Here is a 17,113-nt window from a genome sequence, read left to right as displayed (position 1 = left end):
ACGAAAAAATATTTATTGCTTAGTTGCAATACGTAGCCAGAAAAAGAGCCAGGGTTTCAATCCCAGCATGCTGACGCAGGTAGTTGCGAAGAAACCGACAGGCCTGATAATATTGCACTTTTACGGTATTTGCAGATATATGGAGCTGCGCAGCAATCTCTTCGTTCGAAAGGCCATTCTCGGAGCGAAGCGTAAATACCAGTCGCCGTTGCTGGGGTAAGTGGCGCAAACCAGCCTGCACAATCAGACTGTATTCATCAAGTGTAATCTGATCCTCGGTTGTTGTATCGAGTATGGAAAGCCCTGTCTGAAGCTCAATGTGCCGTAAAATCGTCCGTTTTTCGTCGCGCAATCGGTTCAGAACCTGGTTACGCATAGCTGTAGCCAGATAACTTTTTACGGGCTGCGAAGGGTCTAGGTGACTCCGATGCGTCCACAGCTTCAGATAAACTTCCTGCAGGGCATCTTCTGCTATCGCGGGATCTTTGACGTACTGGATTGCTATCGTGTACAAAAAACGGTAATGCCGACGAAACAGCGTCTCAAATGCTGTCTCGTCATCCTGCTTCAGGCGAAGCGTCAGGTCTGCGTCGGTCAGTACCATGTACATTAGAGAAGAATTCCGCAAATGATTGTTTCTCTATGGATTACATTAGCGGTTCCAACAAAAGCAAATGTAAAAAAAGAATTGCCTCGTTAGGAAAAGAATAGTTTTTATTTGCTGGGTGCAATTGTGAACTTGCACCAGAACCTTCATCTGATTCCAGTCCTGTTTTATGCGCTATCTTAAAGCGGCCTTAATTTCATTATTCACAATTACGCTCGTCTGGGCACTTAATCGCCCCTGGGGAGGGATTCCCGCGTTCGGGCCCCTGCTTAGTCCGTTTGTTGGTTTCTGGCAAAATGCCGAATCAATCAATTACCAGGATGAAGAGGTTACGTTAGAAGGGACCAAAGCGCCCGTTACGGTTCTGTTCGATGACGTGGCTGTTCCGCATGTGTTTGCCCAGAACGACCATGACCTTTACTTTGCTCAGGGCTATCTGACTGCCCGCGACCGGCTCTGGCAAATGGAATTTCAGACGCATGCCGCTGCCGGACGGGTTTCGGAGATTGTCGGCGACAGAGCATTAGAACTTGACCGCTACAACCGCCACTTAGGCATGGGTTACGGAGCGGAGCAGACACTGAAAGGTATGCAGAATGACCCGGCAACTCGGGATGCGCTCGATGCGTATACCGCCGGCGTCAATGCCTGGATCAATCAACTCACGCCCGCCAAATACCCGATTGAGTACAAATTATTGGGATACGCGCCCGAGCCCTGGACACCGCTTAAATGCGCTCTGCTTTTGAAACAGATGACCAGTACGCTGGCCAGCGGAGCCGATGATCTGCTGATGACCAATATTCTCCGGAAATATGGGGCCGCCGTTACCGCCGATCTGTTTCCGAACTATCCCACTCGCGAAGACCCTATTATTCCTCCCGGCACCGGGTGGGATTTTGCACCCCTGCCTGTTCCGCCCACGCCAAAAGACAGCAGCCTGCATAGTTTGCTGGCCTTGTCGGCTCCGCGTTTCGATGCCGGTATGCGTCGGCCGCAGCCGGAAATTGGCTCCAATAACTGGGCTGTAGGGGCACAGAAGTCAGCAACGGGCTTTCCAATTCTGGCTAATGATCCGCACCTGACACTGAGTTTACCTTCAATCTGGTATCAAATCCAGCTCGTATCGCCAACGGTAAACGTATATGGCGCATCGCTGCCGGGCGCGCCCAATGTAATCATTGGTTTTAATAAAGACGTAGCCTGGGGGGTTACCAACGTTGGTGCTGACGTCCTTGATTTCTATACGATCCGGTTCAAAGATGATAGCCGCCGGGAATACTGGCACGACAAGCAGTGGAAACCGGTCCGGACGCGTCTTGAAACCATCAAGGTAAAAGGAAAGGCAGACGTACTAGATACGGTTATATATACCCATCACGGGCCCGTAGTGTATTCCGCCGATGCTAAGCCATTCCGTCGAAACATCCCGGTTGGGCACGCGGCTCGCTGGATTGCGCACGAACCATCGAACGAAATGCGCTGCTTTTATTACCTTAATCGCGCAAAATCCTTTGCCGATTATCGAAAAGCATTAACCTATTACGTTGCCCCCGCGCAGAATTTTATTTTCGCCAGCAGTCAGAACGACATTGCTATTTCGCCCAACGGACGCTACCCGCTGAAATATAAAGAACAAGGTAAATTTCTGCTCGATGGGACTAACCCCGCCGATGACTGGTACGGATTTGTTCCTGCCAATCAGAATCCGCTGGTCAAAAACCCGCCCCGTGGGTTCGTTAGTTCAGCCAATCAGTCCTCTACAGACCAGACGTACCCGTATTACATCAACTGGGAATTTGCGCCATCTGAGCGTGGGCGACGCATCAACCAGCGTCTAGCGGCTATGCAGCGCGCTACGGCCGATAGTCTGCGTGCCTTACAGAACGACAACTTCAATCTGCGAGCCGCCGATGTACTGCCGGTCATTTTGCCTCACTTGAACCCGCAGTCCCTCAACCAAAGCCAGCAAAATGCGCTCGCTATATTGAAAGACTGGCGCTTTAACAATGACGCTGGCGAGATTGGCCCGACCATTTTTTCGCGGTGGCTAACTCAGTTGAATGAGGCTATCTGGGCCGATGAATTTGATCAGGGCGATACGTTGCCTATGCGTTACCCATCTCCGGACCGTACCCTGACACTTATGCAGCGCGATCCTTCGTCCCGCTGGTTCGATAATGTCAAAACGCCTGTTCGCGAACGTCTGCCAGACCTGGTAACGCAAAGCTTCCGGGCCGCCTGCGATACATTGGTTAAACAGAAGGGTGCGTTAGGTGAAGCATGGGCGTGGGGACCTACTAAAGGAACGGATATTCGGCATCTGCTGCCGGGTGTAGATGCCTTTAGTGTACTGGATTTAAACATCGGCGGAGGCAGCAACATTGTGAATGCTACGTCTGAACGAGCCGGGCCGTCGTGGCGCATGGTCGTTGCTCTGGGCCCTCAACCGAAAGCTTATGGTATATATCCCGGTGGCCAGTCGGGCAATCCCGGTAGTCCGTATTACCAGAACATGATTGAAACGTGGCGAACGGGCCAACTTAATGAACTGCTGTACCTGCAGTCAGATCAACGCAATCACACGCGCATTAAACGAAAGCTGACTATCAAGTGATTCCATCTATGATTCAGATTATTATCATCGCTCTGCTTAGTTTGCTGGCTCAACTGCTGTTACCCTGGTGGAGTATAGCGCTGGTTGCCTTTCTGGTTTGTTTTTGGCGTAGTGCGTCTGTGGTGCGTGCCTTTGGGTACGGCTTCGTGGGTGTTTCGTTGGTCTGGCTGGTCTATGCACTGCTTATTCATTTTCAGACAGATGGTATTTTTACCGGCCGGATGAGCCTGTTACTGTTTAAAACCGATCATGCTGCCATCGCCTTGATAATCATAGTTATTCTCAGCGGATTGGTTGGCGGTTTGGCAGGGCTTTCAGGCTTTTTCGTTCGTCAGGCTACTACAAATCAACTGGTGAATCGTACTTCGTAAACCGTAATTCCACCTACCTTTGTAGGATAAATTTGTCACTAACTGATTCATTTCCCGTGAAGAATGCCTCGTTGTTTTTAAACGTCATCCTGACGATTGCCGTAGCTGTTCTATACTACCTGCATTTCAAAGACGGCCAGCCCGAAGCAGCTCCCGTTTCATCCGCTCCCGCTGAGGCTAAAGGCAGAGCGATCGTTTATGTGAATGTTGATACGCTGCTTACGAAATACGATTATTTTAAAGACACTCAGAAAGTACTCGAAAGCAAGCGGTTTCAATTAGAAAATGATCTTGCTGCGAAAGGACGTAATCTGCAGAATAAAGTAGCCTTCTTTCAGCAAAAGGCTCCAACCATGACCCAGGAACAGGGACGCGCAACCGAAGCTTCGCTGCAAAAAGAACAACAGGATATCCTGGCTTACCGCGATCGGGCTGCTCAGAATCTGGCGAACGAAGAACAGTCGAAAAACAAGCAGCTATACGACCAGATTTACGATTATCTGAAAAAAGTAAATGCGCAGAATAAGTATGAGTTTGTACTCGGGTATACCAAAGGTGGCGGCATACTCTTTGCCGACCCGGCAGCCGACCGGACCAAAATAGTTCTGGACGGCCTGAATAAAGAATACAAGAATAAACAGCCAAAGAAATAGTCGGAAGATAAAACAACAAGGGCGGCTGAGCGATTACAATCGCTCAGCCGCCCTTGTTGTTTTAATCAGCCATGAAAATTCTATAAACTGTTTTAAAGCTGCAACATTGGCATAGTTGTTGGTAATATTTACTAAATATTATTTTCGGTTACTATTGGTTTATAGTATAATTATAATGGGTTATCTATCAGAATTCATGGGATCTTTTAGCGGTTAAAGTTGGTAATGGGCATTGTTTTTGTAAAAGTATAATCAACTCTGGCTTGGATTCAATGATGAATTCCGCCTGAAGTGTCCAACACCGCTTTGGTTTGGGCCGGTGCCGTACCAAGTCTTGAGGCTGTGACTTTGGTACCACTCTCGGAGTGTAAGCACCGGCCCGCCAGGCGACTTCAGGCCTGCATAAAAATGACGCTTTATCAGGGCCTCACAAACCTCTCTTCAATTTCCTGTGTTCTTGGTCTTACCCGCCTACCTTTGTTGTCTTAAATTTTACGTTAGACGCTGGAAAAGGAGGGGGTAATTCAAACATTCATGCCCATTTACACTCTCGGCATCCTACATTAGCTAGTTACTTATGGCCTCTGCTTCTATTGTTAAACAAGTCGATATTCGTAATCGGAGGGCTTCATTCGAATATTCATTTCTTGAGAAATATACTGCTGGTATCGTCCTGACCGGCACCGAGATAAAGTCAGCCCGGCAGGGTAAGGTAAATTTGCAGGATGCTTACTGCCTGATTCATAATGATGAGCTGTTTATTCGTCAGATGAATATCTCGCTCTACACCGAGGGGACCCATTACAATCACGAGCCCTTGCGCGACCGTAAACTTTTGCTCACCAAGCGTGAAATCAAGCGTCTGACGGAAAAGTTGAAAGACCAGGGGCTAACGATTGTGCCCATTCGGATGTTTACCAATGAACGAGGCTTTGCAAAAGTAGAAATTGCCCTGGCAAAGGGTAAAAAATTATATGATAAACGCGATAGTATTAAAGAGCGCGACGTAGAACGTGACCTGCAACGCGAGCGGTACTAAATTTTCCACATTTCTTGCCGTTATGTGGATAACTCTGTAACTTGCTACCGTACAGAGGCATCTAAACGCGATATGGGCAGGAAAGTATTAGTCTTAAATCAAGATTACAGTGCACTCAGCATCTGCTCCGTTCCCAAAGCATTTTTGCTGGTTTTTTTAGAAAAAGCCGAACTCGTCGCCGAATCCGAGCAATTCACGCTCCGAACTGTTTCTGCAGAGTTCCCGATGCCGTCGGTTATTCGGCTTCATCGATACGTAAGTCTGCCCTACAAAGGCGTCATGCTCACTCGGCAGAATATTTTTAAGCGCGACGGTCACCGCTGCCAGTACTGCGGCACCGCTGATGACCTCACCCTCGATCATGTCCTGCCAAAGTCGCGGGGAGGCAAAACCAGCTGGGATAACCTGGCTACCGCCTGCAAACGGTGCAATTCACGAAAAGGAGATTACACGCCCGATGAGGCAAATCTGAAATTGCGCCAAAAACCTTTTAAACCTACGTTTCTGGTTTTTCTGCGTGAATTTTCAGGATCAGTTGAACAAAGCTGGATGCCCTTCTTAGCCAAAAAAGAAAAAGCGTTCCAGTAACAATACCAGAACAAAAGAGGGAGACAAAAGAAGAAAAGGATTTGCTTTTTGCATTTTCCTTCCTCTTTTGTCTCCCTCTTCTCTTTTCCCGCTCAAATTCAAAGACTTTTGCCGACCGAGAAACTTTTTTCGAAAAGCAATTGCTATCTTTGCAGTCCTTTTTTGAGGAAAAATTTTACAAACCAAAAGTCAGCCCGCCATTGACCCACGGGCTGATGTACCGAGTGGGTCAGGAAACCATTTTTTATGAGCAAAACGCAGCAACGCGACCTGCCGGCATTTGATTGGGACCGGGCAGACAACAAAGGATTCGGAAGTGGCTATTCGGATGCAGAACGCAACCGGATGTTGGAACTGTACGACAACACCCTGTCGGAAGTTAAAGAGAAAGAAGTAGTAATGGGAACCGTCGTTGGGATTACAGACCGTGAGGTACTGCTCAACATTGGCTTCAAGTCGGACGGATTGGTTCCAGCTTCCGAATTCCGGGATATGCCGGACCTGAAGATGGGTGATGAGATTGAAGTTTACGTAGAGAATCAGGAAGACCCGAACGGCCAGCTTGTACTGTCGCGTAAGAAAGCGAAAGTAATTACAGCCTGGCAGAAAATTCAGCGTGCGCTGGACGAAGACCTCGTCATCGACGGTTTCGTGAAACGCCGGACGAAAGGTGGTCTGATCGTTGATATTTTTGGTATTGAAGCATTCTTGCCTGGCTCGCAGATTGATGTGAAGCCAATCCGCGATTTCGACATTTTTGTTGGCAAGAAAATGGAAGTGAAGGTCGTTAAGATCAATTATGCAAATGACAATGTCGTTGTTTCGCATAAAGTCCTGATCGAGAAAGACCTTGAAGCGCAACGCGCTCAGATTCTGAACAATCTGGAAAAAGGTCAGGTACTGGAAGGCGTGATCAAGAACATGACTAACTTCGGTGTGTTCATCGATCTTGGTGGAGTAGATGGTCTGCTGCACATCACGGATATTTCGTGGGGCCGCATCAGCCATCCGTCGGAAGTTCTGCACCTCGACCAGAAAGTCAACGTGGTGGTACTCGACTTCGACGAAGACAAAAAGCGTATCTCGCTGGGCATGAAGCAGCTTCAGGCGCACCCATGGGATGCACTGGCTGAAGACATCCAGGTTGGTTCAAAGGTAAAAGGTAAGATTGTAAACGTAGCTGATTACGGCGCGTTCCTCGAAATCATGCCGGGTGTTGAAGGGCTGATCCACGTTTCAGAAATGTCGTGGTCGCAGCACCTACGCAACCCGCAGGAGTTCCTCAAAGTTGGCGATGAAGTGGAAGCCGTTGTGCTTACTCTTGACCGCAACGACCGGAAAATGTCGCTGGGCATCAAGCAACTGACCGAAGATCCCTGGACCCGTCCAGAACTGCGGACCAAGTACGCTATTGGTACAAAGCATAAAGGGCTAGTACGTAACCTGACCAACTTCGGCCTGTTCCTCGAACTAGAAGAAGGCATTGATGGCCTGGTACACGTATCAGATCTGTCATGGACGAAGAAAGTGAAGCACCCATCGGATTTCATCAAAGTTGGTGAAGAACTCGAAGTGGTTGTTCTGGAACTGGACGTGGAAAACCGTCGTCTGGCGCTGGGTCATAAGCAACTCGAAGAGAACCCGTGGGACACGTTCGAAGACTTCTTCGCTGTTGGTACGATTCACCGGTGCACGATTCTGAGCAAGAACGACAAGATGGCCACGCTCGAACTGCCCTACGGCATCGAAGGTTTCTCGTCGCTCAAGAACCTTACGAAAGAAGATGGTTCATTTGCCGAAGTTGGCGAAAACTTGGATTTCAAAGTAACGGAGTTCTCGAAAGAGGAGAAGCGGATCATGCTGTCGCACACAAAAACGTGGCAGGAGAAAAACGAGCCCGCGAAAGAACAGAAGCCAAAAGCTGCTTCAGCGAAACCTGTCTCGACCTCCAACCAGGCCGACCGGGGTGCTACGCTTGGTGACCTCGACGCTCTGGCTGCCTTGAAAGAGCAAATGGAAGGCCGCAATTAAAATTAGTTGTTGCTATAGAAATGCCCCGTGTTGCAAAATGCGGGGCATTTCTATGAAGTTTTGCGGCAACCTGTGTGATTACCACGTGACGATTACAAGGTTACGCACATATCTGGATTTTTTGCGTCCGATTGATTTATCGATTGATAAAAGGTCTATATTTGCAGTCCCGAATAGATGACCTGTCATGTATTCGGACTAAATGGTTCCGTGGCCGAGTGGCTAGGCAGAGGTCTGCAAAACCTCGTACAGCGGTTCGAATCCGCTCGGAACCTCTTTCTGAGGATGAGTAATCTTCCTCATTGTAAACCATTCGGTTAACCCTTGATATAGAGGGACCGAATGGTTTTTTTTTTGCTAAACATCCCTCGAAACAAAACGTTATCAGGCAAAAGGAGCGCGAAATTATCGCCTTACTTAGAACCAATACAAATAAAAATGAGGATTAAAAATAACTAAACCTCATTTTTTGCCTATACAGCAATCGTGTAGTACTTTTGTGGGCCGATGAAAAGGCGTTGGTGAATATGTTGATCAACTCAATAAATATAGTTCATAAAATGAGTCACTTATCCAGGCTTTGCGGGGCTGTTGCTCTGTCACTGACACTGTTATTTAACGGTGCTCAGGTAAAAGCGCAGGACTCGGTCGCAGCTGCCGGCGGTGGACCGGCCGCTGCCACTCCCGCTCCGTCAGGCGGAGGTGATGCCGAAAAGGGAAAAGCCCTGTTTACTAACAACTGTGCACAGTGCCATGCCGTAACGGAAGAAGTTGTTGTTGGCCCCGGTTTAAAAGGGATTATGCAGCGGACACCCGGTAGAGAATGGCTGCACAAATGGATTCGTAACTCGTCAGCAGTTATTGCCAGTGGCGATCCTTATGCGAACCAGGTTTTCAACAAATTCCAGAAGATCCAAATGTCGAGCTTCCCGAACCTGACGGATGCTGACATCGATGGGATCCTGGCGTATATCGATCAGGCTAGTGCACCTGCACAAGCTACGGTAGGCGGAGCAGGTGAAGCGCAGGCTCGCGGGGGTGGTGGTGCCTCGGCTGAAAATGGTGATGGTTCAATTTCGGGTCCATCGGAGCTGTTCACCTTTGTTCTGGTTGCGCTGCTAATTGTTATGCTTCTGGTGCTTGGTGTGCTCCTGGTTATTGTGACGATTCTGTCGCGGGCTGTTACTCCCGTTACAACAGAAGGTGTACAGACGACGGCACCGTTGGCTCAGCGTCTCAAGGAAGGGCTGTCAAGCGCGTTTAACAACTCAACCCTTCGTTCGATAGTGATCTGGCTGTTCATTCTGATTGCAACCAAAGAATCGTTTGACGGTCTTTACAGCATCGGTATTCAGCAGGGTTACGCGCCTAAACAGCCTATTGCTTACTCTCACAAGTTACACGCCGGTCAGTATAAAATTGATTGTAACTACTGCCACGTAGGCGTTAATAAAGGTAAATCTGCAACGATTCCATCGGCCAATATTTGTATGAACTGCCACGGCGTCATTAAGAAAGAGTCGCCGGAGATTCAGAAGATTTACGCAGCTATTGAGCAAAATCGCCCAATTGAATGGATACGGGTGCACAACTTGCCTGATCTGGCTTACTTCAACCACGCGCAGCACGTAAACGTTGGTAACGTACAGTGCCAGACCTGCCACGGCGAAATTGAAAAGATGGAAGTAGTGGAACAGCGTTCATCGTTAACGATGGGGTGGTGTATTGACTGCCACCGGAAAACCGAAGTGAACACCAAAGACAATGCCTATTACGATAAGCTTGTAGCTCTGCACCGGAAAGAAAGCAAAGAGCCGCTTAAAGTAGCGAATATCGGCGGTCTTGAATGTTCAAAATGCCACTATTAATCCACCAGGCCGTAGAGGCTGGCTCAACCAACAAGGTATCTTACCGCAACAACACGCATGGAAAATACAACTAAACGGTATTGGAAAGGGGTTGAGGAATTGCGCAATGATGCAACGTTCGTCAAGAATGCGAACAGCGAATTTGCCAATCCCGACCTAAGCGAATCGTCGGATGACCTCGGTGGTCTACTCGGTGGCTCGAACACCCAACGCCGTGATTTCTTAAAGGTAATGGGATTTGGAATGGCAGCCGTATCGTTGGCTGCCTGCGAAACACCTGTCCACAAAGCCATTCCGTATATCAATAAGCCGGAATTCACCTTCCCTTCTATATCCGACTACTACGCGTCAACGTATATTGATGGTGGCGATTATGCTTCTATTCTCGTGGAAACACGGGAAGGCCGGCCGATCAAAATTGAAGGAAATCCTCTGTCCAGCATATCTAAAGGAGGGACAACTGCCCGGGTTCAGGCGTCAGTTCTGTCACTTTACGATATCGATAAGCTGAACGGCCCCCGGCGCGGTGAAACGGTGATCGACTGGGCAACTGCCGATCGCGAAATCGTTAATCAGTTAAACTCGGTTGCCTCGCGGGGTGGTGCTATTCGGATCGTTACTTCTACGATTCTTAGCCCCACGACAAAGGCGGTAATTGCCGATTTCGTTGCTAAATATCCTACTACCCGCCACATTATGTATGATGCCAACTCTGCATTTGGCATTGTTCAGGCTAATCAGGCGTCTTTCGGTCGGGCGGTTATTCCTTCTTACGATTTCAGCAAAGCACAGACGATCGTTAGTCTTGGCGCCGATTTCCTCGGTACCTGGATTGCTCCGCTTGAATTCGCCCGTCCTTATGCACAAACACGTAAGGTTGGTGCTGTAGGCGGTGGCAAAAAGACTATGTCCCGGCACTACCAGTTTGAGACAGGATTGTCGATGACAGGTGCCAACGCCGATTATCGGGGTACCTACAAGCCTTCTCAGGAAGGTTTAGTTGCTGTAGCCCTGTATAATCAGGTGGCTCAGAAGTTGGGAAGCGCTTCCATCGGTTCCGCTTCCGTTAATGTTCAATATCTGGATAAAGCCGCTGCGGATCTGGCTCGTTCTCGTGGCCGGGCACTGGTTGTGTCAGGTTCAAATGATCCTAATGTTCAGATTGTTGTCAATGCGCTTAACAACTTGCTCGGCAGTTATGGTGCAACAATCGACCTGAATACGCCGGTTAATTACCGCCAAGGTAACGACCAGCAAATGAATGCGTTCATCGATGAAGTTAAAGGTGGACGTGTTGGGGCGGCTCTGTTCTTCGGGGCTAATCCCGTGTATGATCACCCACGAGGAGCTGAACTGGCTGAAGCGTTACCCAGAGTAACATTGTCGGTTTCATTCGCTGATCGTGCTGATGAGACAGCTTCTCTTTCAAAATACATTACGCCAGCTCCGCATTTCCTGGAGTGCTGGGGCGATGCTGAGCCAAAAGCCGGGCACTACAGCCTGATACAGCCGGCAATCACCTATATTTTCAAAACGCGGCAGTTTCAGTCAAGCCTGCTCACCTGGGCAGGACGTCCGAATGATTATCAGGCTTATCTGAAAAACTTCTGGCGTACGACCTATTTTCCGCAGGCAAGCGGCTTTGATTCTTTTGATGCTTTCTGGATCAAGTGTCTGCACGATGGCGTCTTTGAACCGAATAAAAGTCAGGCTGTAGCCGTGGGTGGAGCTGCGTTTACGGGTAATGTGGCCCAAGCGGCTGCTGGTATTGCCCAGCGGTACAGGCCAACAACTAGTATGGAACTGGCGCTCTATGAAAAAGTAAGCGTTGGAACGGGTTCTATGGCGAATAACCCCTGGTTGCAGGAGATGCCAGATCCGGTTTCAAAAGCCTGCTGGGACAACTATGCTGCCATATCGCAGAAGACCGCTAATGATATGGGCCTTGCTCAGAATGATCTGGTAACTGTATCGGTCAATGGTAAGTCAATCGAGCTGCCCGTATTGGTTCAGCCCGGTCAGGCAGACAATACGGTTTCGGTCGCCGTGGGGTATGGCCGTGAGAAAGCCGGCAAAGCAGCCAATGGTGTTGGTAAAAATGCTTTCCCGCTTGCGACGCTGACTAATGGGTATATTACCTACTCAGCTGTTAATGCTAAGGTCGATAAGGCTGGTGGATCGCGTGAGATTGCCCAAACGCAAACGCACGATACGGTCATGGGGCGTCGCGCTGTTATTCAGGAGACCAAACTGGCCGATTACCAGAAGAACCCGATGTCGGGCCGTTATACACCGAAGGTTGAAACATCCGAAGGACCAACGGAACCGACGAATATTACACTCTGGCATGGGTACGGTAAGCCGAACCATTCCTGGGGTATGGTTATCGATCTGAATTCCTGCATTGGTTGTAATGCCTGCGTAATTGGTTGCCAGTCAGAAAACAACATTCAGGTTGTTGGTCGTGAAGAAGTAATCATGCGTCGGGAAATGCACTGGATTCGCATTGACCGGTACTACAGCAGCGACGCCGAGCCTGAAGATTTCAAAGAACTGGAAGTGGCATCGTCTAACCCGGAGGTTACGTTCCAGCCGATGCTGTGCCAGCACTGCAGCAATGCTCCCTGCGAAACGGTATGTCCCGTACTGGCCACAACTCACAGCACAGAAGGGTTGAACCAGATGACGTACAACCGCTGCATCGGAACACGTTACTGCGCAAACAACTGTCCTTATAAAGTGCGCCGGTTCAACTGGTTCAAGTATTTCGATAACGACAATTTTGATTACCACTTTAACAATGACCTTGGTAAAATGGTAATCAACCCAGACGTTACTGTTCGGTCGCGGGGTGTAATTGAGAAGTGTTCCTTCTGCGTACAGCGGATTCAGGAAGGTAAACTAACGGCCAAGAAAGAACGTCGTCGGCCGATGCCGGATGAAATTCAGACCGCTTGCGCTCAGGCTTGTCCAACCAATGCAATCCTTTTTGGCGACCTGAACAATCCAGAAAGTACCGTTTCTAAAATTACCCGGGAAGAAATGGAAGGGCGTGCCTTCCACGTACTGGAAGAAATCAATGTGAGACCGCAAATCTCATATCTGACCAAGATTCGGAACAAGGACGAGGAGCCGCAACAGAAAACACGTCAGGAGTCGCAGGTGTAGTACATTAATGACAGGCGGTTTAACCATAAAAGTTGTCAGCAGATCGTCCGTCACTACTAAAAATCAGAAATAAATAAAGTAAGGATATGTCGCATGTAACATCAGCCGTAAGAACTCCCCTTATCACCGGTGGCAAAACTTATGCCGACGTGACAGAGGATATCAGCAGACAGGTTGAGGGTCGACCCACCCGCGAGTGGACTATCGCCTTTACCATCTCGGTGATTGTACTAATTTACGGAACCGCCTGCGTGTTCTGGACCTGGTGGGAGGGCTTAGGTGTATGGGGGTTGAATAAAACCGTCGGCTGGGCCTGGGACATCACGAACTTCGTTTGGTGGGTCGGTATCGGTCATGCCGGTACGCTTATTTCGGCTATCCTGCTTTTGTTTCGGCAGAAATGGCGGACGGCGGTAAACCGGGCAGCAGAAGCCATGACTATTTTCGCCGTTATCTGTGCGGCCAGCTTCATTCTCATGCACATGGGCCGTCCCTGGCTAGCTTATTGGGCATTGCCTTTACCCAATACGTTTGGCTCGCTTTGGGTGAACTTCAAATCGCCACTTGTCTGGGATGTATTTGCCATCAGTACCTATTTCACTGTTTCGCTGGTATTCTGGTATATGGGTCTTCTGCCTGATCTGGCCACCATCCGTGACCGGGCGCGGAGTAAAGTATCACGGTATATTTATGGTGCGTTTTCCCTGGGCTGGAATGGCTCTGCCAAGACCTGGGCGCGTTATGAATATATGAGTTTGATTCTGGCGGGTCTTTCTACCCCGCTGGTATTATCAGTACATACGATTGTAAGTATGGACTTTGCTACGTCAGTTATTCCTGGCTGGCATACAACTATCTTCCCGCCCTACTTCGTTGCTGGTGCTATCTTCTCAGGCTTTGCCATGGTACAGAACCTGATGCTGATTATCCGGGTCGTGTTTAAGCTGGAAGATTATATTACAGTGGAGCACATCGAGTCGATGAACAAAGTCATTACCCTGACTGGCTCTATTGTAGGTATTGCTTATCTGACGGAGTTCTTTATTGCCTGGTACTCTGGAGTGGAATTTGAAACTTACGCGTTCATCAACCGGGCAACGGGTCCATACTGGTGGGCTTACTGGGCAATGATGACCTGTAACGTAATATCTCCGCAGCTGTTCTGGTCACGGGCTATCCGCCGGAGCGTTGTCTGGACGTTTACGTTATCGGTTGTCGTGAACATTGGTATGTGGTTTGAGCGATTTGTAATTATTGTTACTTCGCTGCACCGCGATTATCTGCCATCGAGCTGGGCAATGTTCCATCCAACGCTGTTTGATATCAGTGATTACATTTTCTCGTTCGGTTTATTCTTCACTTTATTCCTACTGTTCGCGAAGTTCCTGCCGGTAGTGAACATGGCTGAAGTTAAAACGATCATTAAATCGTCGTCGGAGAAGCTGCCGGTTTCGGTATCTGGCGTCGCAAAAGGTGAGCGAGTTGCAAATCCGACGTTTAACAAAGACGTAGAATAAAGCAGTTTGGAGTTCGTAGTTTAGGTTTTGAATGTCTGCAAAAGCGCATTCAGCTAGAAACTGCGAACTACGAATGACAAACTAACAAGACCAATTATGTCAGAGATAAATGGTAACGGTAAATTCCTAGTCGGCATCTATGATGATGATGACGTTGTACTGAAAGCCGTTAGAGATGTAAAAAAAGCTGGTGTTCGCATTCATGAAGTGTATAGTCCATTTCCTATTCACGGACTGGACGTAGCGCTCGGTCATCCGCGGACACGCCTGGGTATTGCCGCCTTCTTATTTGGCCTGACCGGGACTACTCTTGCCTTGTTGCTAACGGCCTATACAGAAAGCTTTGACTGGCCAATGATAGTAGGAGGTAAAGACTCCTATTCTCCCATTATTTATGTCCCAATCTTTTTTGAGTTAACCGTTCTTATTTGTGCTTTAGGAATGGTCGGGACATTCTTAGTATCAAATGGTCTGGGCCCAACAGTGAAACCCCTGATGTATGATTTACGTACGACGGACAACAAGTTCGCTATGGCTATTGACATGAGCAAAAACAACCTTGCTGAAGGCGACATTGAGCGAATTTTAAAGAACTCAGGTGCTGCTGAGGTAAATGTAAAGCAGTTCTAATGTTCGAGATGAGGATGATAACCAAGTATACAGGCGTAACCGCTTTAGCACTCGTGGCACTGCTCGTAGGATTAACATCCTGTGGGGATGACCACAATGATACAGGAACAGAATTTGCTCCGCAGATGTATGATGCGGTTAGCTATGAACCTTATCGCCAGATTCGGCCCAATACCGTTAATCCGTATGGATTAAACATGCGTGATCCAGCTCGTGGTACGGTTGCTCGTCCAAACTATCATACGACGTTTGGCAGTGGGGACAGTACTTCAACGGACCTGATGATTTACAATATTCCTAAAGACAGCATCGGACTGGCTGAGCGGGTATTGACTAACCCAATACCAGAAACAGAAAAGTCTTTAGAAGAAGGTAAACTTCTGTATGGCCGTTATTGCATTCACTGCCATGGTGAAGGCGGTAAAGGAGATGGATTGGTAGGAAAAGAATACAAAGGGGTTCCGAGCTATTCATCTGATGCTTATAGAACCATGAATGACGGGCATATTTTCCACGTCATTACGAATGGAAAGGGTCGGATGTGGCCTCACGGATCGCAGATTACGCCCGAAGAACGGTGGAAGATTGTGCAGTACGTTCATAAACTGCAACAGGGATAATAAGGTGCTGGATGACAATTGTCTGATTGTCATCTGCGCTTAACGTCATTTTTCTATTAATCGATTAACAAACAAGAATGGCATCGGCTCACGCAATACCGTCATTAGACGAACAATTTGAATTCACTGCGGAATCCAAACGCCGACTCATCATTGGCATCGGAGCCGGAGTCGCGCTGGTAGCTATCGGCGCGTTTCTATTGGCGTCAGGTGTCGGCGGTCACGATACTCATGAAGTTGTTCACGGCGTCGGCGCCAGCGAAGGCCACGATGGCGGACATCATGCTTACAAATGGACGAACCGGTTGTGGGCAAACGTATGGCTGAATGCCATCTATTTCACAGGCGCATCCGTTATCGGGATGTTTTTCATTTCCTATAACTATTTGGCACAGGCAGGCTGGTCATCAGCTTTTAAACGGGTGCCAGAAGCCTTACCGGCTTATCTGCCTTATATGGGTGTTGTTGTGCTGGCTGTCTTTTTCCTAGCTGGACATGATTTATTCCATTGGACGAATCCTGGCTTATATGATAAGGCCAGTGCCGACTATGTTCCAATTATTGCTGGTAAACAGGGCTTTCTAAATACACCGTTTTATCTGATACGGATTGTCCTCTATTTCACCCTATGGTATGTTCTGTGGCGTATGCTACGTAATTTCTCCTTACAGGAAGATTTGTACGGTGGGACGGAGTACTACGATAAAAGCATCAAGTTCGGAACTGCTTTCCTGGTAATTTTTGGTGTAACTTCCTCTACATCCGCCTGGGACTTTGTGATGTCAATTGATACGCACTGGTTCAGTACGATGTTTGGCTGGTACACTCTAGCGAGCTGGCATGTTACGGGCCTGGCTATTATTACGCTGACTGTTGTTACGCTGAAAGAGCGCGGGTACTTACAAATCGTGAATGAGAGCCATCTGCATGATCTTGGCAAGTTTATGTTTGCCTTCAGTATCTTCTGGACGTACGTATGGTTTGCTCAGTTTATGCTGATTTATTACGCGAACCTGCCCGAAGAAACGATCTATTATCGGGAGCGTTTTTCCGGTTACGGTGGTATCTACAAAGCGCCGTTTTTTGTTAACATCTTCCTAAACTTTGTCTTTCCATTCCTTGTTCTGATGACAAGGGATGCTAAGCGGACATATATCTTTTTAAAGATAGCAGCCTGGGGTATTATCATCGGCCACTACTTTGATTTTTACGTTAACATCATGCCAGGAACGGTGGGAGAGCATGCTGGTTTTGGACCAATTGAGTTTGGTATGATTCTGATTTTCGCTTGCGGTTTTATGTGGTCAGTTTCGGCACAGTTGACGAAAGCAAATCTGATTCCTAAGAATCATCCGATGCTGGAGGAAACATTGCACCACGACATTTAATTATTAACCCGTCAAT

At 48.3% G+C, this 17,113-nt stretch carries 13 protein-coding genes and 1 tRNA gene; 13 read left to right on the top strand and 1 reads right to left on the bottom strand.

Annotated features, from left to right (window positions below):
- Window positions 1–19 precede the first annotated feature (19 nt).
- On the bottom strand, window positions 20–604 hold the full coding sequence (locus HNV11_RS22030; RefSeq protein WP_171741721.1) for an RNA polymerase sigma factor: 585 nt from the start codon (window positions 602–604) through the stop codon (window positions 20–22).
- A 172-nt stretch (window positions 605–776) separates the two neighbouring features.
- On the opposite strand from HNV11_RS22030, the gene HNV11_RS22025 reads away from it, so the two are divergent.
- The 13 genes from HNV11_RS22025 to HNV11_RS21965 all read left to right on the top strand — a co-directional run bounded on the left by HNV11_RS22025 (window position 777) and on the right by HNV11_RS21965 (window position 17,097).
- Window positions 777–3,224, top strand: a complete 2,448-nt coding sequence (locus HNV11_RS22025; protein ID WP_171741720.1) for a penicillin acylase family protein — start codon at window positions 777–779, stop codon at window positions 3,222–3,224.
- 8 nt (window positions 3,225–3,232) lie between these two features.
- Window positions 3,233–3,595 carry a hypothetical protein gene (locus HNV11_RS22020; protein WP_171741719.1) on the top strand — a complete coding sequence of 121 codons (363 nt, stop codon included), beginning with the start codon at window positions 3,233–3,235 and terminating at the stop codon, window positions 3,593–3,595.
- A gap of 56 nt (window positions 3,596–3,651) precedes the next feature.
- Window positions 3,652–4,248 carry an OmpH family outer membrane protein gene (locus HNV11_RS22015; protein ID WP_171741718.1) on the top strand — a complete coding sequence of 199 codons (597 nt, stop codon included), beginning with the start codon at window positions 3,652–3,654 and terminating at the stop codon, window positions 4,246–4,248.
- Between the two features lie 577 nt (window positions 4,249–4,825).
- Window positions 4,826–5,287, top strand: coding sequence for an SsrA-binding protein SmpB (smpB, locus tag HNV11_RS22010; RefSeq protein ID WP_171741717.1), 462 nt, complete (start codon window positions 4,826–4,828; stop codon window positions 5,285–5,287).
- A 72-nt stretch (window positions 5,288–5,359) separates the two neighbouring features.
- Window positions 5,360–5,875, top strand: coding sequence for an HNH endonuclease (locus HNV11_RS22005; protein ID WP_171742280.1), 516 nt, complete (start codon window positions 5,360–5,362; stop codon window positions 5,873–5,875).
- Between the two features lie 246 nt (window positions 5,876–6,121).
- Window positions 6,122–7,906, top strand: coding sequence for a 30S ribosomal protein S1 (gene rpsA, locus HNV11_RS22000; protein ID WP_171741716.1), 1,785 nt, complete (start codon window positions 6,122–6,124; stop codon window positions 7,904–7,906).
- A 204-nt stretch (window positions 7,907–8,110) separates the two neighbouring features.
- A tRNA-Cys gene (locus tag HNV11_RS21995) sits at window positions 8,111–8,181 on the top strand.
- Window positions 8,182–8,466: 285 nt separating this feature from the next.
- Window positions 8,467–9,774, top strand: a complete 1,308-nt coding sequence (locus tag HNV11_RS21990; protein WP_240163642.1) for a c-type cytochrome — start codon at window positions 8,467–8,469, stop codon at window positions 9,772–9,774.
- Window positions 9,775–9,831: 57 nt separating this feature from the next.
- Entirely contained in the window at window positions 9,832–12,942 is a 3,111-nt protein-coding gene (locus HNV11_RS21985; RefSeq protein ID WP_171741714.1) for a TAT-variant-translocated molybdopterin oxidoreductase, read from the top strand.
- Between the two features lie 86 nt (window positions 12,943–13,028).
- Window positions 13,029–14,459 (top strand): NrfD/PsrC family molybdoenzyme membrane anchor subunit, encoded by a 1,431-nt coding sequence (gene nrfD / locus HNV11_RS21980; protein ID WP_171741713.1) that lies wholly within the window; start codon window positions 13,029–13,031, stop codon window positions 14,457–14,459.
- Window positions 14,460–14,555: 96 nt separating this feature from the next.
- The gene (locus tag HNV11_RS21975) at window positions 14,556–15,089 is read left to right on the top strand and encodes a DUF3341 domain-containing protein (protein ID WP_171741712.1); all 534 of its coding nucleotides are present in this window, start codon (window positions 14,556–14,558) and stop codon (window positions 15,087–15,089) included.
- A 14-nt stretch (window positions 15,090–15,103) separates the two neighbouring features.
- Complete coding sequence (locus tag HNV11_RS21970; protein WP_171741711.1) at window positions 15,104–15,709, top strand: c-type cytochrome; 606 nt, start codon at window positions 15,104–15,106, stop codon at window positions 15,707–15,709.
- 77 nt (window positions 15,710–15,786) lie between these two features.
- Window positions 15,787–17,097 carry a quinol:cytochrome C oxidoreductase gene (locus tag HNV11_RS21965; RefSeq protein WP_171741710.1) on the top strand — a complete coding sequence of 437 codons (1,311 nt, stop codon included), beginning with the start codon at window positions 15,787–15,789 and terminating at the stop codon, window positions 17,095–17,097.
- Window positions 17,098–17,113: the final 16 nt, after the last annotated feature.

This window comes from Spirosoma taeanense, from assembly GCF_013127955.1.
In the GTDB taxonomy this organism is placed as follows: domain Bacteria; phylum Bacteroidota; class Bacteroidia; order Cytophagales; family Spirosomataceae; genus Spirosoma; species Spirosoma taeanense.
The sequence above is the reverse complement of the archived record's forward strand: the minus strand, read 5'-3'. Positions and strand labels throughout refer to the sequence as shown.